This is a genomic window from Algoriphagus ornithinivorans (assembly GCF_900115305.1).
Taxonomy (GTDB): Bacteria; Bacteroidota; Bacteroidia; order Cytophagales; family Cyclobacteriaceae; genus Algoriphagus; species Algoriphagus ornithinivorans.
Genome location: NZ_FOVW01000001.1, coordinates 180,864 through 205,130, shown reverse-complemented (window position 1 = coordinate 205,130; position 24,267 = coordinate 180,864). Strand labels below are relative to the sequence as shown.

Annotated in this window: 21 protein-coding genes; 15 read left to right on the top strand and 6 right to left on the bottom strand. The window is 38.9% G+C overall.

The window, feature by feature from the left end:
* Positions 1 to 107: 107 nt before the first annotated feature.
* The 4 genes from BM073_RS00930 to BM073_RS00915 form a co-directional block, all read right to left on the bottom strand.
* Complete coding sequence (locus BM073_RS00930) at positions 108 to 1,082, bottom strand: MlaD family protein (RefSeq protein ID WP_091649006.1); 975 nt, start codon at positions 1,080 to 1,082, stop codon at positions 108 to 110.
* Entirely contained in the window at positions 1,079 to 1,831 is a 753-nt protein-coding gene (locus tag BM073_RS00925) for an ABC transporter ATP-binding protein (RefSeq protein ID WP_091649003.1), read from the bottom strand. Before BM073_RS00925 ends, BM073_RS00930 begins: the two co-directional genes overlap by 4 nt.
* A gap of 2 nt (positions 1,832 to 1,833) precedes the next feature.
* A complete protein-coding gene (locus BM073_RS00920; RefSeq protein ID WP_091649002.1) occupies positions 1,834 to 2,631 on the bottom strand; it encodes an MlaE family ABC transporter permease in 798 nt (265 codons plus the stop codon).
* A 167-nt stretch (positions 2,632 to 2,798) separates the two neighbouring features.
* Positions 2,799 to 3,155: a response regulator gene (locus tag BM073_RS00915; protein ID WP_091648999.1), complete on the bottom strand. Its 357-nt coding sequence runs from the start codon at positions 3,153 to 3,155 to the stop codon at positions 2,799 to 2,801.
* Positions 3,156 to 3,526: 371 nt separating this feature from the next.
* Here BM073_RS00915 and BM073_RS00910 point away from each other — a divergent pair, with 371 nt between their 5' ends.
* Both BM073_RS00910 and BM073_RS00905 read left to right on the top strand, forming a co-directional pair.
* The gene (locus BM073_RS00910; protein ID WP_091648996.1) at positions 3,527 to 4,903 is read left to right on the top strand and encodes a TIGR00341 family protein; all 1,377 of its coding nucleotides are present in this window, start codon (positions 3,527 to 3,529) and stop codon (positions 4,901 to 4,903) included.
* A gap of 12 nt (positions 4,904 to 4,915) precedes the next feature.
* Positions 4,916 to 5,368 carry a YciI family protein gene (locus BM073_RS00905; RefSeq protein WP_091648994.1) on the top strand — a complete coding sequence of 151 codons (453 nt, stop codon included), beginning with the start codon at positions 4,916 to 4,918 and terminating at the stop codon, positions 5,366 to 5,368.
* Between the two features lie 42 nt (positions 5,369 to 5,410).
* On the opposite strand, the gene BM073_RS00900 is transcribed toward BM073_RS00905, so the two are convergent.
* Entirely contained in the window at positions 5,411 to 6,325 is a 915-nt protein-coding gene (locus BM073_RS00900; RefSeq protein WP_091648991.1) for a glutaminase, read from the bottom strand.
* 314 nt (positions 6,326 to 6,639) lie between these two features.
* Here BM073_RS00900 and BM073_RS00895 point away from each other — a divergent pair, with 314 nt between their 5' ends.
* From BM073_RS00895 to BM073_RS00875, 5 genes are all read left to right on the top strand, one after another.
* Positions 6,640 to 6,987 carry a PadR family transcriptional regulator gene (locus BM073_RS00895; RefSeq protein ID WP_091648990.1) on the top strand — a complete coding sequence of 116 codons (348 nt, stop codon included), beginning with the start codon at positions 6,640 to 6,642 and terminating at the stop codon, positions 6,985 to 6,987.
* 13 nt (positions 6,988 to 7,000) lie between these two features.
* Positions 7,001 to 7,687 (top strand): hypothetical protein, encoded by a 687-nt coding sequence (locus BM073_RS00890; protein WP_091648987.1) that lies wholly within the window; start codon positions 7,001 to 7,003, stop codon positions 7,685 to 7,687.
* Positions 7,684 to 8,373, top strand: a complete 690-nt coding sequence (locus tag BM073_RS00885) for a hypothetical protein (protein WP_091649661.1) — start codon at positions 7,684 to 7,686, stop codon at positions 8,371 to 8,373. The genes BM073_RS00890 and BM073_RS00885 overlap by 4 nt, the downstream gene beginning before the upstream one ends.
* A 242-nt stretch (positions 8,374 to 8,615) precedes the next feature.
* A complete protein-coding gene (typA, locus tag BM073_RS00880) occupies positions 8,616 to 10,421 on the top strand; it encodes a translational GTPase TypA (RefSeq protein WP_091648985.1) in 1,806 nt (601 codons plus the stop codon).
* Positions 10,422 to 10,660: 239 nt separating this feature from the next.
* Complete coding sequence (locus BM073_RS00875; protein ID WP_091648980.1) at positions 10,661 to 11,539, top strand: hypothetical protein; 879 nt, start codon at positions 10,661 to 10,663, stop codon at positions 11,537 to 11,539.
* 58 nt (positions 11,540 to 11,597) lie between these two features.
* Here BM073_RS00875 and BM073_RS00870 read toward each other — a convergent pair whose 3' ends face one another.
* Positions 11,598 to 12,578, bottom strand: a complete 981-nt coding sequence (locus BM073_RS00870; protein ID WP_091648974.1) for an aldo/keto reductase — start codon at positions 12,576 to 12,578, stop codon at positions 11,598 to 11,600.
* A 201-nt stretch (positions 12,579 to 12,779) separates the two neighbouring features.
* On the opposite strand from BM073_RS00870, the gene BM073_RS00865 reads away from it, so the two are divergent.
* The 8 genes from BM073_RS00865 to BM073_RS00830 all read left to right on the top strand — a co-directional run bounded on the left by BM073_RS00865 (position 12,780) and on the right by BM073_RS00830 (position 24,210).
* Complete coding sequence (locus BM073_RS00865) at positions 12,780 to 13,172, top strand: Dabb family protein (RefSeq protein ID WP_091648971.1); 393 nt, start codon at positions 12,780 to 12,782, stop codon at positions 13,170 to 13,172.
* Positions 13,173 to 13,330: 158 nt separating this feature from the next.
* Positions 13,331 to 14,650, top strand: coding sequence for a S41 family peptidase (locus BM073_RS00860; RefSeq protein ID WP_091648968.1), 1,320 nt, complete (start codon positions 13,331 to 13,333; stop codon positions 14,648 to 14,650).
* Between the two features lie 79 nt (positions 14,651 to 14,729).
* Positions 14,730 to 15,287: a phosphoribosylglycinamide formyltransferase gene (purN, locus tag BM073_RS00855; protein WP_091648964.1), complete on the top strand. Its 558-nt coding sequence runs from the start codon at positions 14,730 to 14,732 to the stop codon at positions 15,285 to 15,287.
* A gap of 276 nt (positions 15,288 to 15,563) precedes the next feature.
* Positions 15,564 to 18,386: a hybrid sensor histidine kinase/response regulator transcription factor gene (locus tag BM073_RS00850; protein WP_091648961.1), complete on the top strand. Its 2,823-nt coding sequence runs from the start codon at positions 15,564 to 15,566 to the stop codon at positions 18,384 to 18,386.
* A 248-nt stretch (positions 18,387 to 18,634) separates the two neighbouring features.
* The gene (locus BM073_RS00845; RefSeq protein ID WP_091648958.1) at positions 18,635 to 19,777 is read left to right on the top strand and encodes a putative metal-binding motif-containing protein; all 1,143 of its coding nucleotides are present in this window, start codon (positions 18,635 to 18,637) and stop codon (positions 19,775 to 19,777) included.
* Positions 19,778 to 19,956: 179 nt separating this feature from the next.
* Positions 19,957 to 21,483: a bifunctional phosphoribosylaminoimidazolecarboxamide formyltransferase/IMP cyclohydrolase gene (purH, locus tag BM073_RS00840; RefSeq protein WP_091648955.1), complete on the top strand. Its 1,527-nt coding sequence runs from the start codon at positions 19,957 to 19,959 to the stop codon at positions 21,481 to 21,483.
* Between the two features lie 263 nt (positions 21,484 to 21,746).
* Positions 21,747 to 23,240 carry a cysteine--tRNA ligase gene (cysS, locus tag BM073_RS00835; protein ID WP_091648953.1) on the top strand — a complete coding sequence of 498 codons (1,494 nt, stop codon included), beginning with the start codon at positions 21,747 to 21,749 and terminating at the stop codon, positions 23,238 to 23,240.
* On the top strand, positions 23,230 to 24,210 hold the full coding sequence (locus BM073_RS00830; RefSeq protein WP_091648950.1) for a M28 family peptidase: 981 nt from the start codon (positions 23,230 to 23,232) through the stop codon (positions 24,208 to 24,210). The genes cysS and BM073_RS00830 overlap by 11 nt, the downstream gene beginning before the upstream one ends.
* Positions 24,211 to 24,267: the final 57 nt, after the last annotated feature.

Below are 24,267 nucleotides of genomic sequence, written 5' to 3'. Positions count from 1 at the left end.
TTGGAAGACCGATGACCGAAGACCGAAGCTTCCGGATTCTGATCTTTTTAGCAGACAATAAGCCGTATTTTTGTCAATACTGGTAAGAAAGCGGATATCCAAAACGATTAATTACCTTCTTCTTCGGCTTTAGCTTTTCGCTTAAAGCCTTTTCGGAATGGCCAGGTATATTCCAGTGCTTCTAGCCCTCTATTCAAATTATAAGTCGCAGAATCCGTATTCTCCAGCGTTCTTTTCAAGGTTTGAGCAAACTCCGGATCATTTAGCAATAGACCCAAGGAATTGTTTGGATCATCCAGCTTTGCAGAAATTTCATTCAGTTTAGCAGTTAGCGCCTCGGTATTGTTTGCTGAGGAACGGAAGCTTTCCAAGGTTGCCTTCAAATCGGTCACCATGGTAGTATCTGTGGCCAAATCATTGAATAAACTTCCTTCAGCATTCAATTTGGAAGAAAACTTCGTCAAATCTGTCAACATTTTATTGCTGTTGATAGAGGCTCTATTTAAGTTATTCAAGATGGAACGGAAGTTATCAGCCAATACAGAATCAGTCATCACTGCTCCTACTATACCTTCTCCATTAGCTAATTTTCCGGTGAGCAATTTGAGATCATTAGTGATATCTACCAGGTTTTTATTGTTTTCCTGAAGGGTTTCCATCATTTTATCAGTATCTAAAGGCATTACAGCCTCTAGTCTATCCCCGTCCTCTACAGGAGGCGCTAGAGTAGTTCCACCGTAGATCACGATGATTTTGTTACCGATTAAACCATCTGAACTGATGGTGGCTTTAGAATCCTTTCGGATAAACTCAGCTACTGATTTTTCTACATTCATCTCAATCTCCACCTGAGAATCTCCATAGAAATTGATTTTGCGTACTGTTCCGATTTTCACCCCTGAAAACCAGATATTATTTCCAGTCTGAAGACCTCCGATATCATCGAAAACAGCCTTCAGATGAATTGCTTTAACAAATTTCTTTTGCTGGCCACCCAGTGTCAATACACCGGCTACCAATATGGCGATCCCCAAAAAGACAAAAATGCCTACAATGACTGATCTCTTGTTTTCACCTCTCATGATTCTATAAAATTATAATCGTAGAATGATTTCACTCTTTGGTCGTCTGCATGCGCAAACACTTCATTGAAAGAACCTACAGCCTTAAACTGACCGTCCAATAATACGGCCATTCTATCACCGGTTACTTTAGCACAGGTCAAATCGTGCGTAATGACAATGGATGTGGTTTTAAACTGTTCCCTAACCTCATTGATCAAATTATTGATATCCATACAGGTGATGGGATCCAAACCTGCCGTAGGTTCATCATAAAGCATGATTTCTGGATCCAATATCAGTGTACGTGCCACTCCAATCCGCTTCTTTTGACCTCCGGACAACTCTGAAGGCATTTGATTGATTGTCTGCGGCAATCCTACAGAATCCAACAAACCCTCAATTTTCTTTTGTATTTCCCCTTTGGTGAGGTTTTTGACATTTCTAACCAAAGGAAACTCTAGGTTTTCCTTCACGGTCATACTGTCGTACAAGGCCGAATTTTGAAAAGAAAAGCCAATTTTCAGCCTTAATTCATTTAACTGCTTGGAGTTTAATCGGGAAACCTCTTTGCCAAATACATGCATAGTACCTGCATCCTGCTTGAGCAAGCCTACCATTATTTTGATCAAAACAGATTTTCCGGAGCCTGATTTACCCAAAACCACCAAGTTTTCTTCCTTGAATAGGTCCAAGTCAACTCCCTGAAGTACTTTCAGATCTCCAAAAGACTTTTTTAACCCTCTTATTTCAACAACTTTTTCTGCCATGATTACATTCCTCTAATTGCGTTGACGACTTGGAGAACCAATAGCTCTTCAATAAAGATCAGGAACATAGAGATAACCACCGCTGAGTTTGCAGCCCTACCCACACCTTCTGTTCCTTTCGATGAATTGTAACCTTTGTAGCATCCTACTATCCCAATGGTAAATCCAAAGAGTAGTGATTTGAGAACAGAGGACCAGATATCCAAGAATGAAATGGATTCAAATACCTGAACAAAGAAGGTAGAAAGGCTGACCAATTCATTGGAATTTACATTCAGAAATGATCCCATCAAGGCCACAAAATCTGTGTACATGACAAGTATAGGAATCATGAATGTAGTCGCTAATACCCTTGTGACAACCAAAAATTTGAAAGGGTTGGTTGCAGAAACTTCCATCGCATCTATCTGCTCGGTTACTTTCATGGAACCAATCTCAGCACCAATACTGGAACCAACTTTACCCGCAGCAATTAAGGCTGTAACTAAAGGCCCCATCGCTCTCACCACTGCGATAGAGATCAATGAAGGTAGCCAGGATGAAGCTCCAAATTCTGACAGAGATGGACGGGACTGATTGGTAAATACAATCCCAACTATAAACCCTGTCAAGGAGATCAAAGGCAATGACTCAACACCAATTCTATAACATTGATGGACTACCTCTTTGAATTCATAGGGTGGCAAAAACACTTCCTGAAAAAATCGCCTAACGAAATTCCAGGCGTCTGCTAGACCCGTAAAAAACTTATCTATTTTCTTCGAAAGCAAAGGCTTTCTTTCATCTGATTTTTCAGCCATAATTTCTCTTCGAATGCCCGAAATTAGTCAAAATATTCCAAAGGGATTCCTTCTAACTTTTTCTTATCCATTTAGTGGTTTTGAAAGGTAAATTACGGTGATGTGATAGGGTTCAGATTTAGTTTTAAAAAAATCGAACCCTGGAGGAAAATTCCCCTTTAAAATGATCAAATCAAACTCGCGATTTTCTCCCAATCTTCCTTCTCCAAAGGTTTCTCCAAAAGCTGTTTTACCTGAGGAAAATTCTTTGCTTTTTTCTTGTCATCGGGGGAGGCATGTCCCGTGATAAACACAATTGGGGCGTCAGAAATTTTGGTAAAATCTTCCACTAAATCCCAACCGGATTCTCCCTCCAAATTCAGATCAGAAAGTATCAAATCTGCCTTGTTTTCCTGAAGCCAAACTTTGAGTTTTTCAGGCTCATGAAAGAACTCTGTAATGCTTCCGGGGATGTGTATTTTTAAAAGTTTTTTCATCAGCATATGCTGAATCAAATCGTCGTCTAAATAAATAATTGATGCCATGAATACTTTTTACTTTCTAAATCTAAGCTTGCCGTGTCGTGGACTCCAAGAATCAAAATCAATTCCTAAAATTATAGCTAATTCCTCAAAAAACGTCAATAAATGATGTTTTCATATTTTTAGTTTAATCTAAAAAATTTAGCCTAACTTAATTTTGCTAGGACTAAATATCTTATAATTAATTATAAATCAATTATTTAAGGTATTACTTAATAAGTAATGAATTAATAAAATTTTTAAGCTTTGATACCCTTAATCTTTTCTATCCGTAATACTCTACTCAAGGATCGAGCCAGCTATATTTTTGACCTTTGAATCAATAAATAGCCTTTTAATACTTATTTTGGCCCATTGATTTTCAATTCAACTCTATGACATCAAACCCTCCTAAGCCAAGAAAAAGGAATCAGTTTATCCGATTTTTACTCTACTTGAAAGATCGATTTGATCTACATGAAGGGAAAGAAGACGAGCTAGAAACTATCGAGTATGTTCGCAAAAATGTGGACTTCAAAGGAGCCAATTTATGGATTCTGATCTTCGCTATTTTCGTGGCCTCCGTAGGGCTAAATGTCAACTCTACCGCGGTTATTATTGGAGCCATGTTGATCTCTCCATTGATGGGTCCAATCATGGGTATTGGGATGGCAGCGGGCATCAATGATTTTGAACTTTTGAAGCGCTCTCTAAGGAACCTAGGAGTAGCAGTTTTCATCTCCATTTTAACCTCTACAATTTACTTTTACTTCTCCCCTCTTGATGGTCCTCAGTCCGAACTTTTGGCTCGGACCGAACCCACCGTTTGGGATGTGTTGATCGCTCTGTTTGGAGGTCTCGCCGGGATTGTGGCAGGCTCCAGAAAAGAGAAGAGTAATGCCATTCCAGGGGTGGCAATTGCTACCGCTTTGATGCCTCCTTTGTGTACTGCTGGATATGGTTTAGCCACCTTCAATTTCTATTATTTCTTCGGTGCATTTTACCTCTTTTTTATCAACTCAGTTTTCATCAGTCTTTCAACTTATCTGATCGTTCGATTTATGAAATACCCCAAGAAAGAATTCTTGGATCATAAAAAAGAGAAGCAGGTTCAGACCTATATCACCATCTTTACCATCATCACCATAGTACCTTCTATTTACCTTGCTTATGGCATTGTGCTTCGTTCGATTTGGGAAGAGCAAGCCAAAAGGTATGTAAAAATTGAAATGGTTTTTCCGAGGACTCAGATATTGAATTCGGATTTTGATTACTCCACAGAGCCGAGAAGAATTCAGGTGAATCTAATTGGAGAAGAACTGGACTCTGACCTGATAGAGATCACCAAGGAAAAAGCTAAAGAGTATGGTTTGGATCAGACTGAGGTAGTCATACATCAAAGTGGAAATGGTGGAACAGACCTCAACGTACTTCGATCAGATATCCTTAAAGATCTTTACGAGCGAAATGAACAAGTCATCCAAGACAAGGACCAGCGTATCGCTATTCTGGAAAATGAAGTTGCAAATTATGCGCAAGTAAGAGCACTCGGAGGAGAAATTGCCCAGGAGGCAAAAATCAACCATCCGAATTTGCGTAAATTCACTTTGAACCGATCCTTAGTAACCGATCTGGAAAAAAAGAAAGCAGACACCTTATTGGTTGCCTATGCTGAGTTTGTTTCTAAGCCTCCAAGAGCTGAAAGGGATAAATTTATCGAATGGCTAAAGCTCAGGACCAAGTCAGATACCGTTGCTTTGATTCTTTATTAAAAAAACCTCGCTATGAAAAATATCATCATCACCCTGGCTCTTTTATTTGGTATTAGCGGATTGAGCCAGGCTCAGGAGAAATTTGATCAGGAGCTGGCAGACAAAGTAGGAGCTGATCCCTATGGTATGAAGAAATATGTCATCGCTTTCTTATATCGGGGAGATCGGCTCAATGAATATAGCGCTGAAGAAAGAGCTGAGCTGCAAAAAGGACACATGGCCAATATTTCAAGGTTGGCTGAAGAAGGCAAAATGGTTTTAGCAGGCCCATTCTTCGGAAATGAGGATTTGAGAGGGCTCTTCTTTTTTGATGTGCAGAGTATAGAAGAGGCACAGGCATTAACGGAATCCGACCCTTCTATCAAGGCTGGTGTACTGAAAATGGAACTGAAAGAATGGTATGGCTCTGCTGCCTTACCTTTACTTTTTGACCTGCATTCAAAAATCGCGAAAGAAGATATCTAGCCTGCTTTTACTACTATTCCAATGGAAAGTCTGGCTTCGAATTTAAAATAGCGAGAAGGATAACTTATTTGTCAACAATTCCAAAGCTCGGATCGCCTTGACAGAGTTTCCCTTCTCGTTCAATTCAGGACTCCATACTGCAATGCTGAACTTATGCGGCATTACTGCAGCAACTCCACCTCCTACCCCACTTTTTCCGGGTAATCCCACTCTATAGGCAAACTCTCCTGCCTCATCGTAGAATCCACAGGTCAACATAATCGCATTGACTCTTCTAGCATGACTCTCAGTCAAAATCTCTTTATTGGCAAAAATGGAATAACCATCATTGGCAAGAAATGAAAAGGATTTGGCTAAATCCACGCAATTCATTGCGATAGCACAGTGGGAAAAATAAACATCTAATACTTCATCAATCGAATTATCAAAGTTCTTGTATGATTTGAGAAAATAGGCAAGAGCAGTATTTCTTGCGGCATGGTTCTTTTCAGATTTCATGACAGCCTGATTGATTTCAACACAGTTTTCACCTGCTAATTCATTGATGAAATCAGATATCTGCGAGACAGGCTTTTCAAATTTACTGCAAAGCGCATCCGTGATTACCAAAGCACCTGCATTTATAAAGGGATTTCGAGGGATACCCTTTTCATATTCCAGCTGAGCAATGGAGTTAAAGGGGTTACCGCTGGGTTCCACATTAACTCGAGACCATAGCTGCGTATCAAATTTTGGAAAAACCATGGTTAAAGTATGCACCTTGCTGATACTTTGAATTGAAAAAGGATTTTGATAATCACCCACACCATAGACATTGCCTTTGAGGTCGACCAGGGCAATCCCGAATTGATGAGGATCCACAGTGGCGAGTTCCGGGATATAATTCGCAACTTTTCCTCTGAGATTCTCTTCCTGTACTTCTTGATAAACTTCTTCTATGAGTTCTTGGTAATCCATTTGATGAAATTAATTTAATCTAATAATCCCTAATCTTCTCAATTGCCAAATTCCCTTTGTTTGGCAGACTGAATACTTAGACTTCACCGAGTGCAGACAAACGATAACAGAAGCTTCCGAGTTCCTACCCTCAAAGCTTAAAATGAGCCCTTTTTTGGTTACTGACAGAAAAGCTTTTAATCCTTTTTTAAAATTCTATGCAAAAGATCTAAACCCCGCAGAATTTCACAACCGATCATATTCATAAAAAATTCACTATACATAATTTTCTTATGTATATAAAGAATTGATATATTCGTAGAAAACAAATCCCCATGTCCAACTCAAATTTGATAAAAGGGAGTCTACAAACAATCATACTCAAACTACTCGAGGAGAATGATAAAATGTATGGTTACGAAATGACCCAAAAAGTAAAGGAGCTTACAGCGGGAGAAATCAAAATTACCGAAGGTGCTCTTTATCCTGCTTTGCACAAATTGGAAGCTGAGGGACTTTTGACAACTGAAGTTCAGCAGGTGGACAATCGGGTTAGGAAATACTACAGTTTAACTAAGTCCGGAAAAAAAGAAGTCAGTACCAAAATGGCCGAGCTACAAGCATTTGTTGAAAACATGCAACGCATAATAAATCCTAATATAAATCCGTCCTTGAAATTTTAGCTTTGATTTTTTTATGAGAGAACTAAGCAATAATGAACTAGTGCAAATTGAAAATTCCATACAAAAAAAAGGGGTCCAGACAGCTGAACTTTTAGCAGAGATCTATGATCATTACATCAGCCACCTTGAGAATTTCCCAGAAGGAAATTTTATTGAGCAACTAGAAGCCCTAGACCAAAAATGGACTTATTCCTATTGCCACAAACTCCAACATGACTTAAGCAAAAACATTAATAAGTCTATCCGAACCTTACAGTGGGCTTTAATCAAAAGCTATTTCACATGGCCTAGAATGGTTTTCACTCTTACCTTGATAGGAATTTTAACGATTCTCGTAGACATGCTCGCATGGAAAATGCAGGTGCTCGTATTCTTTGGAATTCCTTTAGTTTTTATAGCGGTTTTTATGGTCTTTATACTGGTTCGGACTAGAATGAAAACCAAGCAAATTCGAAAACTTTTCAACACTCCTTATTCAAAGGTTAGTTCTTCTTACAGCAGTCATTTTCTCATTCACTTAGCAATCCCACTTAACTTTTTTAATCTCTTCCTCAATCTGCCTAGAGTTTTTGGTTTGCATCAAATTATACCGGATTATCTGATAAATTTTCTTTCAGTGACTTTTTGCTTCATCATAGTGCTTCATTCTCTTAGTATTTCTGAGGCTTGGAAGATCAAATCCAAAACAGCATTTATATGAAATTGACAAGAGATCAAATCGATCAACTTAAAAAACTAATTTCTTACAAAGGCTACCCCGAGATCGATGTGCAGTACGAGATTTTGGATCATGTAGCCTGCAAAGTGGAAGCTTTATTAGATGAAAATTCCAAGTTGGGTTTGGATGATGCATTCCGCAAGGTTCATTCAAGCTTTGGGATTTTCGGATTTTCTACTTTAGAGGAATCCTATAAAAAAGCCATTGAAAAGCGAATACGGAAAAGTTATTGGCAAGAATTAACGCTCCTTCTTAAAAGCTTCAGAATATTTTATCCGATTTTGCTAGGCTTACTCATTTATCAAGCCACCCTCTTTCTCAATGATCCTCAAGCTTGGGTACTGTTTTTAGCAGGATTTCTAATTTTGGGAACTTCAATTTTTGTTATCCGCTATTGGAAAAGCCATCAAGCATATAAAAGCTATGCCTCCTACATTGGCTCAACCCATATTTTCCAAATCATTAATCTGGGAACCCTCTGCGCAGTATATTCCTATCAATTTGTTTACAAAAACACTGAAGATACCAGTTTACTTTTTACTTACTTATTCAAGGGGGCGATTATTCTTGTGCTTATCTGGTATTCACTTAGCTTATTTATCCTCCCTAGATTACTTGAGAAATCCATTGCAGAAACCCAAAAGTTAAAAACACTTTATGAAACCTGAATTTTTTTAACCTTTTGCAAAAAGCCAAATCAGGTCTTATCTCCTAGTCTAGCTTCTAATCTCTCAATTCTAGTATCTATTTCTAGCCTTCTGCCCTCTAGCTTCTCGCTTCTAAACTCTAGCCTCACGCTTCTAATATCTCACTTCTCCCCTCTATTCTTTCCTATCTCATTTAACTTCATCCACCCATAACCTTGATCCCATTATTTTTCCCTACCTTTGCGGCTTGAAAAACGCAGATCATGCAGAATATCAGAAATATCGCGATTATCGCACACGTTGACCACGGGAAAACTACCCTCGTGGACAAAATCATCCATGCTTCCAAAATCTTCAGAGAGAATCAGCAGTTTGACGACTTGATTCTAGACAACAATGATTTGGAGCGTGAAAGAGGTATTACCATTCTTTCCAAAAACGTATCAGTACGATACAAAGACACCAAAATCAATATCATTGACACTCCTGGTCACGCCGACTTTGGAGGAGAGGTAGAACGAGTTTTGAAAATGGCTGACGGAGTAATCCTATTGGTGGATGCTTTCGAAGGACCTATGCCTCAAACCCGATTTGTATTGGGTAAAGCACTATCTCTGGGACTAACTCCTATTGTAGTGGTCAATAAGGTGGACAAGGAAAACTGTAGACCAGATGAGGTGCATGAAGCCGTATTTGAGTTGATGTTCAACTTGGACGCTACAGAAGAGCAATTGGAATTCCATACTTTATATGGTTCTGCCAAGCAAAACTGGATGGGACCGGATTGGAAAAACCCAACTGATTCTATTCTTCCTTTGTTGGATGCTATTTTGGAACATATCCCAGCACCTAAAATTGATGAAGGAACACTTCAAATGCAAATTACCTCTTTGGATTACTCCAACTTCGTAGGCCGTATCGCCATCGGTAGAGTAAAAAGAGGCACTGTTTCCGAAAACCAGCAGATTGCACTTTGCAAGGCTGATGGAAGCATTAAGAAAATGCGTGTGAAGGAACTTCATACTTTCGAAGGTCTTGGTAAAAATAAAGTGCAAACCGTTCAGGCAGGTGATATCTGTGCCATTACAGGTTTGGAAGACTTCGAAATTGGAGATACAGTAGCTGACGTAGAGAATCCGGAACCACTTCCAAGAATCTCTATCGATGAGCCTACTATGAATATGCTCTTTACAATCAACAACTCTCCATTCTTCGGAAAAGAAGGAAAATTTGTGACTTCCCGTCACTTGAGAGATCGTTTGATGAAGGAAACAGAGAAAAACCTGGCCCTACGCGTAGAGCCAACTGATTCTGAAGATAGATTCCTAGTCTATGGACGTGGTATCCTTCACTTGTCAGTGTTGATCGAAACCATGAGAAGAGAGGGGTATGAATTGCAGGTAGGACAGCCTCAGGTTATTTTCAAAGAAATCGATGGAGTACAATGCGAACCAATCGAAACATTGGTTGTAGATGTACCACAGGAGAGTTCGGGTAAGGTAATCGAATTGGCTACTCAAAGAAAAGGTGAATTGTTGATCATGGAGCCAAAAGGCGACTTGCAGCACCTGGAATTCAAAATCCCATCCAGAGGTTTGATTGGCTTGAGAAACAACGTTTTGACAGCTACTCAGGGTGAAGCGATCATGAATCACCGATTCTCAGCTTACGAGCCTTTTAAAGGCACAATCCCTGGAAGAATCAACGGTTCTTTGATTTCTATGGAAGGTGGTCAGTGTACTGCCTATGCTATTGATAAATTGCAGGATAGAGGTGTATTCTTTATCGAGCCTGGAGATGAGCTTTACACTGGACAGGTAATTGGTGAGCATTCCAGAGACAATGACTTGGTGGTAAATGTGCAGAAAGGCAAAAAACTAACCAACATGCGTGCTTCCGGTTCTGATGACAATGTGAGAATTGCTCCTCCAAAAAGATTCTCTTTGGAAGAAGCTATGGAATACATCCAAAAAGATGAATACTTGGAAATCACTCCTAAGAATATCCGAATGAGAAAAATCTATTTGGATGAAAACGAGCGAAACAGAATGGCTAAAAAAGAAGCCTAAAGTTAGAAGCTAGACTTTAAGAGTTTAGACCTAAGACCTCGGTAATCCCGGGGTCTTTTTATTTCCAGTATTTCCTTTCACTATTTTATTTCAGCCTGTAATCACAATTAGCCAGTCGGATAACCTTTCAATCCGGAAGTTTTCCTCCTCGCAGTCAATTTTTTACAAAATTCTTAAACAAGAATTAAACTTTTAGAGCATCCTAATCGTGTATTCTTTAAATTTTAATTTTAATTACTATGCGCTATCTATCACTAGTTTTCCTAGCTTTTTTTACAATTAGTAAAGGAATATCACAATCTAAGAATGATATTATCTACCTCAGCGATGGAACCAAAGAGGTTAAGGTCAAAGAAATCGGGCAGTCAAGTATCAAATACACTTACCCTGGAGAAGAAGTAATTTACACGATCAATAAATTCATGGTTTCCAAGGTCGAGTTTGAAAGTGGAAGAGTTGAAAAATTCACCTCCCCTCTCAAACCGGTAAAAAATATTTTGGATGTGGAGAATGTGTATACCACATTCAATCCAGACGAAATGCTAGGACTTCATAATTTGGGGAGTCTCTTTTCAAAAGCCACAGGAGTTACCACTCTTTCCAGCATCAACAATGTCAATAATCGAGCATTGACCAAATTGAAATACGAAGCAGTTATGCTAGGTGCCAATGCAGTCTATATAGGCAATCAGTATCAAAGGGGAAATCAATACGGAAATGAGTACACTCCGGGAAATAGCACTCAAACATCCTATTCAGGAATGGCCTTTTCCAATGAAAGTTTGGACTTGGACGAAATAGAGCAAGTTTTGATCAAACAAAAGATAACTCCTTTTCAAAAAATCACCTTAAAAAGAAATGGTTGGTCTCCTAATGTGAGCTCTATCTCTGTTATTAATGAAAATGCCCAGAGAAAATTCCTCAACATAGATAAAATCACTAGAGAAGAGGATGGTATTTATGTTACAATCCGGGATTTGAGAACAAAGTCTGATCAGCTAAAAGTTATTAGATATGACGACAACTCCATAGTTCTCATGGAGAGAGACGGAAATGGAATCACTAATTACCAAATGCTTACCGAAAATCATCAGTTTGTAAAAAATAGAATAAACTAAGATTCTCTACTTTGGAGTAAAAAAGGGTTGCAAACTTGAAAGCAACCCTTTTTTATTTTTACCAAAGATGATGTACCTCTTTTTTGATAAACTCCTCGTATACCTCCTCCACTACTTTCATCTGATGTGCACTTAATGGTTTGACCTGTCCAGCTTCTAAGTTTTGAATCACTTGCTCCATTTTACTGGCACCAGGGATAACTGTACTCACCTCCTCAAACATCAATACCCACTTCAAGGCAGCTTTAGCTAAGTTTTCTCCAAATACCTCCTTAAGTTTTTCTACCGCTGGAAAAGCTACCTGCAAAGGAACACCTGAAAAAGTCTCTCCTTTATCAAAGGCTTTTCCCTCTCTATTAAAATGTCTGTGATCATCTTTTGAAAAGCTGGTTTCCTGACTGATTTTTCCAGTAAGTAGGCCACTAGCTAAAGGAACCCTGACTATCACCCCTACTTCATTAACTCGGGCATGTTTGAAAAATACTTCAGAGGGTCTCTGACGAAACATGTTGAAAATAATCTGAACAGTAGAAACAATATCATACTTCATTGCAGTCATGGCTTCATTGATTTTTTCCACGCTGACGCCCAAAGCCGCTATTTTCCCTTCCTTTTTCAAATCTTCAAAAAGGCCGAAAATCTCATCTCGATGATAAACCTGACTAGGAGGACAATGCAGTTGGATAAGATCCAAACGCTCCAGTCCTGTATTACTCAAGCTGTCTTCCACAAATTTTCTCAGCCTTTCCGGAGTATATCCTTCATTGGCATGAGGCTGAATTCTCCTGCCGCACTTAGTGGCGACATATATTTTTTCAGATCGCTCCCGAACCGCCTTACCTACTGCCGCCTCGCTGAGACCACCATCATATACATCCGCAGTATCCACAAAATTGATCCCCCTATCAAATGCCGTGTGCAGTATTTGCTCTGCAATTTTAGGATCAAAAGGGCCTCCCCATCCTCCACCAACTTGCCATGTTCCCAAACTTATTTCTGATACTTCCCAACCGGTTTTTCCAAGTTTTCTGAAATTCATAAAAGTAAATAGCTATGTGTTAGGTGATCGAACTAGAGTACTAAATTATCAAAATTTACTGAAATGAGTGATAAGAAGAAAGGTTCAATCGAGGATATCTACCCCCTAAAAGAATCCTCTGCTCTTGATCAATTTGCAAAGGACTTCTCCAGTCTAGATTTTATAAATCCTTATATTTAGCTCGCTTTACTTATTTCTCATATGAAATCTAGAAGAACCTTTCTCAAACATCTCAGCGTAGCAAGTGCTGCTGCTGTCTTACCTATTCAAACAATCGCAAAAGAAATGGCAAAACAACCAATGATTCACCAAGTTTATTTTTGGCTACATGATACAGCCAATACAGAAGAATTTTTAACCCAAGCTGTTCCTATGTTGGGAAGATGCAAGACCGTCGGAAAATTCATAGCTGGTACGCCTGCTGACACGGAGAAAAGAGATGTGGTAGATCATTCCTGGCAGGTTTCATGCACTCTGTTTTTTGATAGCTTGGAGGACCAATTGAGTTATCAAAAAGACCCATTACACCTAGAGTTTATTGAAAAATATTCTTCTATGTGGAGCACTGTAAAAGTTTATGACATAGCAATTTAAACATCCATTTTCTTTATTTTACCGTACTTAATTCAAGACTTGTCAATTTATTCTGAAGAATTAGATCTCAGCCAAAGAATTTAAGGTTTAAAGGTTACACAAAAATCAGCATACTAAGACAGTTCTGACTTTATTATTGCCATTCTAAATAAGTAACTATGAAAAATGTGAAGTGGATATTTGCTCTGCTTGTTTTGGGTTTTTGGGCTTGTGAGCCTAAAGATGATCCCAATCCTAATCCTCAGGCAGATGCAGTACGAGGAGCAATATTTGAAACAATGAAGGAATGGTACTACTGGAACCAAGAACTTCCGGGAACTGTAAACACTTTAGATTTCTCCAGCAATGAGGAATTTTTGGATGCCCTCCTATTCAAACCTTTAGACAGATTTTCCTACCTGACTACCCAGGAAGCTTTTCAAAATGCCTTCGTAGGTAGAAATGCCGGTCATGGCTTTGGTTTTGCTTTTGACGCGGAAGAAAGGCTATATCTTACATTCGTATTTAATGAGGCACCAGCAGGAAAGGATGGCTGGAAAAGAGGTTGGGAAATCATTGAAATCAATGGGAAACCTTTGGTGGATTACAAAACATCCAGTGGTGGATATGATTTTAAATTAGGCCCTCCTGACCCGGGAATCTCCAACACATTCAAGTTCAGACTTCCTGATGGAACCACCACAACGCGAACCAATGTCAAGGCAGAATACCAATCCAACTCCGTATTATTTCAAAATGTATATGATGTCGGTGCTAAGAAGGTTGGCTATTGGGTTTATCAGAGTTTCAAAGCTACTTCAGGCTTAACCCCTACCAGAAGCCAGGAAGTAGAGAACTCCATGAATTTCTTTATGAATCAAAATATCAATGAATTAATCATTGACTTGAGATATAATGGAGGAGGTTCGGTAGCCGTTGCTGAGCAGATCAATAATTATCTGATTGATCCTGGAAAATCCAATGAATTAATGTACACCAATAAGCTAAACAGCATTAAAAGCAGTTTGAATGATTCAGAGATTTTCAAGAAGCTTGGTTCATTGGATTTAAAACGTATCATATTCATTACGAGTAGAGGGTCTGCATCTGCCTCAGAATTAGTTATCAATTCCCTGACTCCTTATATGGATATCATTTTGATCGGAGATCGGACTTTTGGAAAGCCTGTGGGATCATTCCCTCTGTCACGATTCAACAGAGTCCTCGCAGAAAACAATGTAGAATTGGTACCTATCACCTTTGCCACTGTCAATTCTCAAGGAAGAGCAGACTATTTTGACGGTTTCCCTGCAAACTTCACGGTAGGCGACAGTCCTCAGGTTCCTTGGGGAGACACCAGAGACTTAAGATTAGCGGCAGCGCTGCAATATATTCAGAATGGTACTGTCAGCGGAAGAATGATAAATACCTTCTATAGACCAACTTGGGAAATGATCGATGCCTTCAAAGGCCTTCAGCAGGAGTTTCCCGCTTATTAAATAAACTCATTGAAAAGAAAGGCTTCTTGGTAATCGGGAAGCCTTTTTTATTTTTACTTTTCAATAGAATATTCAACCTGTGAAAAGACTTGCAATCCTTGCTTCCGGTAGCGGCTCCAATGCTGAAAAAATCATGGAGCAATTTCAAAAATCTACCAAAGGAAAGGTAGTACTAATTGCCTCTAACAAATCCGAGGCCTTTGTTTTAGAAAGAGCAAAGAAGTTTGATGTTCCCACATTTACCTTTTCCAAAAAAGAAATGGAAGCGGGGGTGCTTTTAAAAAAGCTACAGGAAGAACAAATCGATTGGGTCATTTTAGCAGGCTTTTTATTGAAAATCCCGGATGAGTTGATTCGGGCTTTTCCAGAGAGGATGGTTAACATTCACCCTGCCTTGCTGCCAAATTATGGTGGAAAGGGTATGTATGGCATGCATGTGCATGAAGCAGTGAAGGCTAATGGTGACCAGCAGACGGGAATCACTATTCATTTGGTCAATGAACACTACGACGAGGGAAAAATAATTTTTCAAGCCGCAACCCCAGTCTCCAAAGAGGATAGCCCAGAAACTATCGCTCAAAAAGTTCATGCCTTAGAACATCGATATTTCCCAGAGGTTATTGAAAGTTTACTCTGATTACAGCCTATTTTTTGAATAAAAATTCTTCAGCAGTTATCATACGAATATTCCTGAAATTCAAATGAATTAGCTTTTCATTACTATTTCTTTCTGCTTAGATTTTTTCTATAAAAAATTATTCAGTTCATGTTTGAAAATAAAAAAAATTATATTTTTCTTAGAAACTCATAAAAGCTAAAAAATAAAATTCAACTTGTTAGGAAGCTTAAAAAGGCAAGAAAAATAATCACCTAATTTTCATTTTAAGGGGATTTCCTAACAAACATTTATTGTATGAAGAAAGATTTGAGGGGATTTTTTTCGCTTCCATTCAATTACCAAAGAATCATTTTTACCGGTTTAGGTATATGTTTCTTTTTATTTTTTTCTCTCCTATCAAGAGCAGAAACATTTAGTGAAATTCAAAATTTTAAAAGGCCTGCTCCTAGGCAGAGCTTAGACAAAAAGATTTTAAATCTCCCAAAAAATAAACAGGAGCAGATTCTCCAGGAGATTTACGAATTAGTGATTTCCAAACAAAGCAATTTAGCTGTTTCAATATCGGGCCCAATCCTGGAGGAGATAAAGCTGGGTGGTCAATACAAATCAGAGATGGGATTAAAGGCAAGGCTTTTCCACGGAGCTGCCTTAATTCATGCTGATACCAGTACTGCCACCTTCGATTTTTTATGGAACTTAAAAGATGACAGTCGTGAGCAGGAAAATTGGGTCATTTTAGCCGAAACAAACAGAATTATAGCTAGTCTTCTGGAATTCGTAGATCGTCCTAATCAAAGTTTTGATAATCTCAACGAAGCGAGAGCTCTAATCAGAGAACATCAATTAGACAGTATTTACCCAAATTTCGCTGTTCGCATTTCTTCCTGGCACAGAATATTCGGTCAGCGGGATTCCTCCATATACTTTGCCAAAGAAGCCATCAGGTCAGGCAAGCTTTATGATAATTACATGAAGGTAGCAGAGGGAAACTTGTTGCTAGGGTTAAATTTTTCCAATTTCGATAGAGAACAAGCAATTGGGTATTTTTTAAGCGGTGCTAAATACTATCAACTTATTGGGGATTTCAGTGGCTACAGCAATATGAAGATGAATGTAGCAAAGCTTCAAATCAAAGAAAACAGGCATCAAGAAGCACTTTCCATTCTTGATTCTCTACTTGTTTCGTTTCCTCAAAGGAATGAAAATAATATAGATCATCTATCCAGAGTATTCTTACTGAAAGCTGATGCTTTCGAAAATTTAGGCAAAAAAGACTCCGCTATTTTTTATTTAAGGATAGGTTATGAATCTCAATTGGAGGAAATAAATTCTTATAACAATGAGCAAATCATTGAAATAGATAATAAATACAATGTAGAAAAACAGCAAAGGGAACTGGAGGCTCAATCGGCTGAAATTGAGCTCGAAAAAACAAAAAGGAATCTTCTGATAGGAGGACTCATCATCGTATTTTGTTTCGTCCTATTGTTATTGAGATTTAATTTAAGGTTATCTGCTGCAAATAAATTGAATTTAGAACAGGCCCATAAGCTTCAAGTTCAGGATGAAGCAAAATCACAGTTTTATGCCAATATCAGTCATGAACTTAGAACTCCTTTAACGCTTATTTCAGGACCAATCAACTCTCTAATCAAAGGCGATAAGTCTCCTGATCAAAAAGAACGTCTATTGATGATGGCTCACCAAAGCAGTAAAGACTTACAGAGCTTGGTGAATAAAATCCTGGATTTCCGAAAGCTGGAAATGGGTAAAATAACTCTTAAGGAGTCAGCAACCGATATTGAATGGCTTTTCAAATCCCAAGCAGCTTTATTTGACTCTTTAGCGCTGGATAAAAATATAAATTACAGCTACGAGTCTCATTTGGAATACTTCCCTACTATCCTACTTGATCAGGAAAAATTCAAGCAGATCTTTAACAATTTACTTTCAAACGCTTTAAAATTCACTCTTTCGGGTGGCCAAATCAAAGCGTCGCTTCTTCAAGAAGACAATTACTTGATTTTAGAGGTATCTGACAGCGGTATCGGGATACCTAAAACTGAGCTTCCTTTCATTTTCGATAGATTTTATCAAGTAAACTCTCACCCACTTTCCTCTCAAGGTGGAACTGGAATAGGACTACACCTAGTGCAGTCATTTTTGGCTTTGATGGAAGGAAATATTGAAGTTGAAAGCCCAGATCCAAAAACAAGAAAAGGAACATTATTCAAAGTAAGGTTTCCAATAAAAGAGTCGACTACCAATCCCCTCAACAAGGAAATCTTAGAGAAATCGCTGCTCCAGACAAATACCAAGAATGAGCAAAACGGAGCTATGTTAATAGGAGATTCAGCAAACTCAAAAAGTATTTTGGTAGTCGAAGACAATCCTGACTTACAAGAGTATCTGGGATTAATTTTAAGCAATAGATATATAGTTCATAAAGCCTACAATGGGCAAGAAGCTTGGGATTTTGTTCAGAATGATCCTAAAATAAATCTTATCATCAGTGATTTGATGATGCCTGTAATGGATGGTTACGAATTATTGGGAAAACTCAAATCGTATCGTTTAACCGCTCCTATTCCGATAATCATGCTCACCGCCAGAGCTGATAAAAAAGACAAATTAAAAGCACTTAGAATCGGAGTAGATGATTATCTGGTCAAAAATTTTGATGAAGATGAATTGCTGATACGAGTTGAAAACCTATTGAAAAATCAGGATTCAAGATTAGAGGTAATCAAGGTTGAAAATAACGGTTCCCCAGTTACTACCCAAGCCTCAGAAGAAGATCAAACCTGGCTTATGGAGGTTGAAGATTACATCAAACAAAATATCTCTTCCAATTTATTGACTATCCCAAGCATTGCAGAGGAATTTGCTATGAGTGAATCTACTTTTTTGAGGCAGCTTAAAAAGCTAATAGGTCTTACTCCCATTCAATATATTCAGGAAATTCGCCTGAATGAGGCGAGGTATTTACTTGAGAATAGAATTCATAACACTGTTTCAAAAATTGCAGCCGAAACAGGCTACCAAGACCCCGCTTTTTTTAGCAGAAGTTTCAAAAAACGCTTCGGAAAAACCCCTTCAGATTATTTGAAATATTGATTTTTGGTTTTTTGTATTCCTTTCGTCCGACAAGGATTAATAACTCATTTTTTATTTGACGGAAAAGTCCAGCCATTTGACGGAAATGTCCTGATTGTTGACGGAATAGTCTAGCTATTTGACGAAAATATCCTGCTCAAGCTTTGAATATTTGTTGTGTGAAAAGCAAATAAAAGTATTTGAAATTCACTTTTAATTATTTCTAACCCCAACCAAAGGGCTAACCTTAATACTATTTTAAAATTATTATGAAAACATCTCTTTTAAAGAAAGGAAGTGTTGTTGCAACACTCTCCTTGAGTATGCTGATTATTGCTTGTCAGGAAGACTCTATGAATTTGATTCCAATGGATGATCCTGCTGAAGCTGTTGTGGAAGGTGATCCGGAAAATTCAAGTTCCGGGAATGAAAATGTAAGAGTTAATAGAATCGAAGTTTGCCATTATGATGCAGATACTGATACATGGCATTTGATTGAGTTTGGAGAACCAGGATGGAAAGGTCATGAGCCACATGGCGATGTGCGATTGGATGACCAGGATGGAGATGGCTATGTTCCATTCAACGAATGTGGTTTTACAGGCCCCAAAGGAATGGGTGATCTTGATGACTTAGACCCTACGGTATATCCAGGAGCACCAGAAATTTGCGATGGCAAAGACAATGATGGTGATGGTTTAATTGACAATACAGGAACCACATATTATAGAGATGCAGACGGGGACGGATTCGGAGATCCAAACCAATCCCAGCAAAGCTGTACTCCTTTGGAAGGGTTCGTAGAAGATAATACAGATTGCAATGACAATGATGCTTCTGTAAATCCAGGCGCTGAAGAAATCTGTGGAGATGGAATCGATAATGATTGTGATGGACTTGTCGACGAAGATTGTTTAGTTGAGTTTGTCAGTGAGCAGCTGATTGATACCGATGTTTTTTACCATAGAGTCAGTGACCCAAGATTTGGAAGATTGGGACAAACTTTTATCACAGGTTCTGAATCAGTAAATATTTCCTCCATTCAAGTAAAATTCTCGCCGGAAGCAAACGGAGGATTATTGACCATTGATCTTTATGAATTTGATCCCGAGACTGAAAACCTAACATTGGTTGCTAGCTCTAATACACTTGGATATGGCTGGAGCGATGGAGGGTTTATCAACGAAAGATTCTTTGCCACTAAACCTGAATTGAAACCTAATACCAATTATGCATTTGTTCTAAGAAATGGAGGATTGAACTTCTTCTATGTGAATGGAAATTCTGATGGTTCTGTCTATGAAGGAGGAACTACTTTCAGAGCTACCACAGGTGATGGGTCAAACGAACCCAACAGGGTGATATATAATCCTATGAATTTCGATATGTGGTTCAGATTAATTCTTGAATAAGTAACCAAACAAAATAACTTATGAAATAAAAGGATGGCGATTGTTTCGCTATCCTTTTATTTTTCATCTTCACTCGAATTGAAAATTCCCTAAGGCTTAAACGCTGATTTCAACTGCCCTTTAGCCAATTTTTCCTACCTTTGCAGCTTCATTGAAATTCATCCCAACCCATTCCAAAAATGGCTGTCAAAAAAATTCAATCTGCCCTTATATCAGTCTTTTATAAAGACAATCTCGAACCTATTATTGCCCTTTTGAAAAAACATGGAGTAACAATTTACTCTACCGGTGGCACCCAGAAATTCATCGAAGATCAAGGAGCTGAGGTTATTCCTGTAGAAGAGCTAACCTCCTACCCTTCTATTTTTGGAGGAAGAGTGAAAACCCTTCACCCAAAAGTATTTGGCGGTATTCTTTACAGAAGAGAAAATGAAGGAGACCTTTCTCAGGCAGCTGAATTCGAAATTCCCGCTATTGACTTGGTGATTGTGGATCTGTATCCTTTTGAGGAAACAGTAGCTTCCGGTGCTTCTGAGGCAGATATCATAGAAAAAATCGACATTGGCGGTATTTCTTTGATTCGTGCAGCTGCCAAAAACTTCAAAGATGTGACCATCATCGCCTCAAAGAATCAATATGCTGAATTAGAGGCAAAATTGACTGAGCAAGACGGTGGAACTACCTTAGAAGACAGAAGATATTTTGCCGCTCAGGCATTTCAGGTTTCATCCAATTATGACACCCATATTTTCAACTACTTTAACCAAAGCGAAAATATCCCGGCTTTGAAAGTATCTGAAAGCAAAGCCAAAGCTCTTAGATATGGTGAAAACCCGCATCAGGCTGCTCATTTCTATGGCGACTTGGAGCAACTTTTTGACCAATTAAACGGTAAAGAGCTTTCCTATAATAATCTAGTAGATGTAGACGCTGCAGTAAACCTTATCGCTGAGTTTCCTGATCAAACTGCCTTCGCAATCTTAAAACATACCAATGCATGTGGCTGTGCTACCGCCTCCACAGTAAAAGAAGCCTATCAGAAAGCATTTGCTGCTGATACTCTTTCTGCCTTTGGAGGAGTTTTGGTAACCAACCAGACTGTAGACAAGGCTGCGGCTGAAGAAATGCATTCTTTGTTTTTCGAAGTATTGATTGCACCAGAATTTACGGAGGAAGCTTTGGAAATTTTGAAGGGCAAGAAAAACAGAATCCTACTTCGCCAAAAGATGGCTTTGCCTGGCACCAAAATGATCAAAACCTTGCTTAATGGAGTAATCGAGCAAGACAAGGATTTAGCAACAGAAAGCAAGGCTGATTTTAAAGTAGCCACTCAAAAAGCTCCTTCTGAAAAGGAAATGGATGCTTTGGTCTTTGCTGCGAAAGTTTGTAAGCACACCAAATCCAATACCATCGTATTAAGCAATGATAATCAACTCTTTGCCTCTGGTGTAGGTCAAACTTCCCGAGTAGACGCTTTGAAGCAAGCAATCATTAAAGCCAATGAATTTGGTTTTGACTTGAAAGGTGCTGTGATGGCCTCCGATGCTTTCTTCCCATTCCCTGATTGTGTGGAAATCGCACATGAAGCAGGAATCACGGCAGTTGTTCAACCTGGGGGATCTATCAAAGACCAAGACAGCATTGCCTTCTGCGATGCCCACGGCATGAGCATGGTGATGACTGGAGTCAGACACTTTAAGCATTGATCTAAGAAAAAAAGAAGCGAGAGGCTAGATATTAGATGCAAGAAATAAGACTCTTGGTTTCGCTTCGGAACTGAGAGTCTTTTTTGTTTTGAAGTCCTAAGGAAAACTGATTGAGCCTTTGCAGGTGAACCAATCAACATTCACCTTCTTAAACTTTGCAATTGATCCTTTAATCTGCTTTAATTTTCTCCTAATTTGCAATTCAAATAAAATAAAGGAATCATCCTGTACTTGGTACCTTGTACTAGTACTTCGTATATATTATGAAATCGCACCAACTCAAACTCTACAATACCCTTTCCAGGGATAAAGAAGAATTCCAACCGATCAATCCTCCATTTGTGGGAATGTATGTTTGTGGTCCGACCGTATATGGGGATGCACACTTGGGTCATGGCAGGCCTGCAATCACCTTTGACACAGTCAATAGATATTTGACTCATTTAGGATATAAAGTTCGCTATGTCAGAAACATCACGGATGTAGGTCACTTGCAAGGTGATGCGGATGAAGGAGAAGATAAGATTGCCAAAAAAGCCAAACTGGAGCAGTTGGAACCTATGGAAGTCGCCCAGCAATACACGGATACTTATCATAGAGATATGGCTTTGTTGAATACTCTGAAACCCAACATTGAACCTCGTGCTACAGGCCACATTCCAGAACAGATCGCTTTGGTTGAGGCTATTCTTAAAGAAGGTTTGGCCTATGAGGTGAATGGCTCTGTTTATTTCGATGTATTGAAATACAATAAGACCTATAAGTACGGGAAGCTTTCCGGTAGAGTGCTGGAAGAATTAATGAGCGGAAGTAGAGATCTGGATGGACAGGGTGAGAAACGAAATGCGGTAGATTTTGCATTATGGAAGAACGCTGCATCTGAGCATCTGATGAAGTGGGAGTCTCCTTGGGGATTGGGCTTTCCGGGCTGGCATTTAGAGTGTACAGCGATGAGCTCCAAATACCTGGGAAGTCAATTTGATATACATGGAGGCGGTATGGACTTAATGTTTCCTCATCACGAATGTGAAATAGCACAGGGAAATGCCTGCAATCACAGAGATCCGGCCCGATACTGGATGCATAATAACATGATTACCATCAATGGGCAGAAAATGGGTAAATCCTTGGGGAATTTCATTACCCTTCAGGAATTGTTTACTGGTAAGCATGATTTATTGGAACAGGCATACAGCCCAATGACCATTCGCTATTTTATTTTGACTGCGCATTACCGATCTACCTTGGATTTCTCCAATGAAGCTCTTCAGGCTGCTCAAAAAGGCTATAAGAAGATTATCAATGGATTGAAAATTGCCAGAAATTTAGAATATCAATCAGAGGAAGGTATTGCTCTGGATGAAAATCAAATCAAGCAGATTGAGTCCAGTATCGCTAATGCCTATAGGGCCATGGACGATGATTTCAATACTGCTCAGGCGATTGGACATTTATTTAATTTGCTTAAAAAGATCAATTCCATCTTTACAGGCCAACTAAAATCCGCCTCCCTAGGGAAAGAGGTATTTGATCAGTTAAAAGATAACTTCATCACTTTTGTGACCCAAATACTAGGCTTGGTTGAAGAAAAAAGCGATGTTCAGGAAAATATGCTTGACTTATTGCTGCAATTGTACGGAGAAGCTAAGAAAGCTAGAGATTATGCCAAGGTGGATGAAATCAGGGCAGGCTTGAAGTCCATGGGATTTGTAGTAAAAGATATGAAAGACAAAATTGACTGGGCATATGAAGAATAAAATCTGGATTCTCTTACTATTAATTCTTTTTGGAGCTTGCTCAGGAGAAAAAAGTACTCAACAATCCAATACCAGCGAGAAACCTGTAAAGCCTTATCCAAGCTTCAATGCAGATTCTGCTTATGCCTTTGTGCAAAAACAAGTGGATTTTGGGCCGAGAGTACCAGGAACCGCAGCGCATGAAAACACCAAAAAGTGGTTGATCTCCCAGTTTGAAAATTGGGGTTGGTCTGTACAAACTCAAGATTTTCAGGCAAAAACTTATGATGGACTCAATTGGGACCTCACCAATATCATCGCTTCTTTCAAGCCAGAAGCAGAAAAGAGAATATTGCTCGCCGCCCATTGGGATACCCGAAGAATCGCTGATAAAGATACTAACAGGATAGATGAACCAATTGACGGAGCCAACGATGGAGGTTCCGGAGTTGGAGTTTTATTGGAAATTGCCCGGGTAATTCAAGCTCAGGGATTAAAACCGGACGTAGGCATAGATATCATCCTGTTTGACGGAGAAGATGATGGGGAGCCTGAAACTTCCAGAGCGAGAAATAATTCACAGATTTGGTGGTGTTTAGGCTCGCAGTATTGGTCAAAAAACAAGCATCAGGCAAACTATACCGCTTATTATGGCATTTTAGTGGACTTGGTTGGTGCTAAAGGAGCAAGATTTTTTAAAGAAGGATACTCCCGGCAATATGCCTCAGGGATTTTAAAGAAAGTCTGGGACAATGCCGCTAAAATTGGACATTCAGCCTTTTTTGTCAACAGAAATGCCCCAGAGATCTTGGACGACCATGTATTTGTTAACGAGGATGCTGGAATTCCGATGATTGACATCATTGAGTTCTCTCCAGACTACGGTTTTGGCCTATATCACCATACTCATCAGGATAATATGGAACTGATTGATGCAAGATCCTTGCAAGCTGTCGGAGAAACTGTTTTATTTACAGTTTATCAGGAATAAAATTTTCAACTGATTTTATTGCAATTCAAACAATTGTTGACGATTGCAATTATAAAT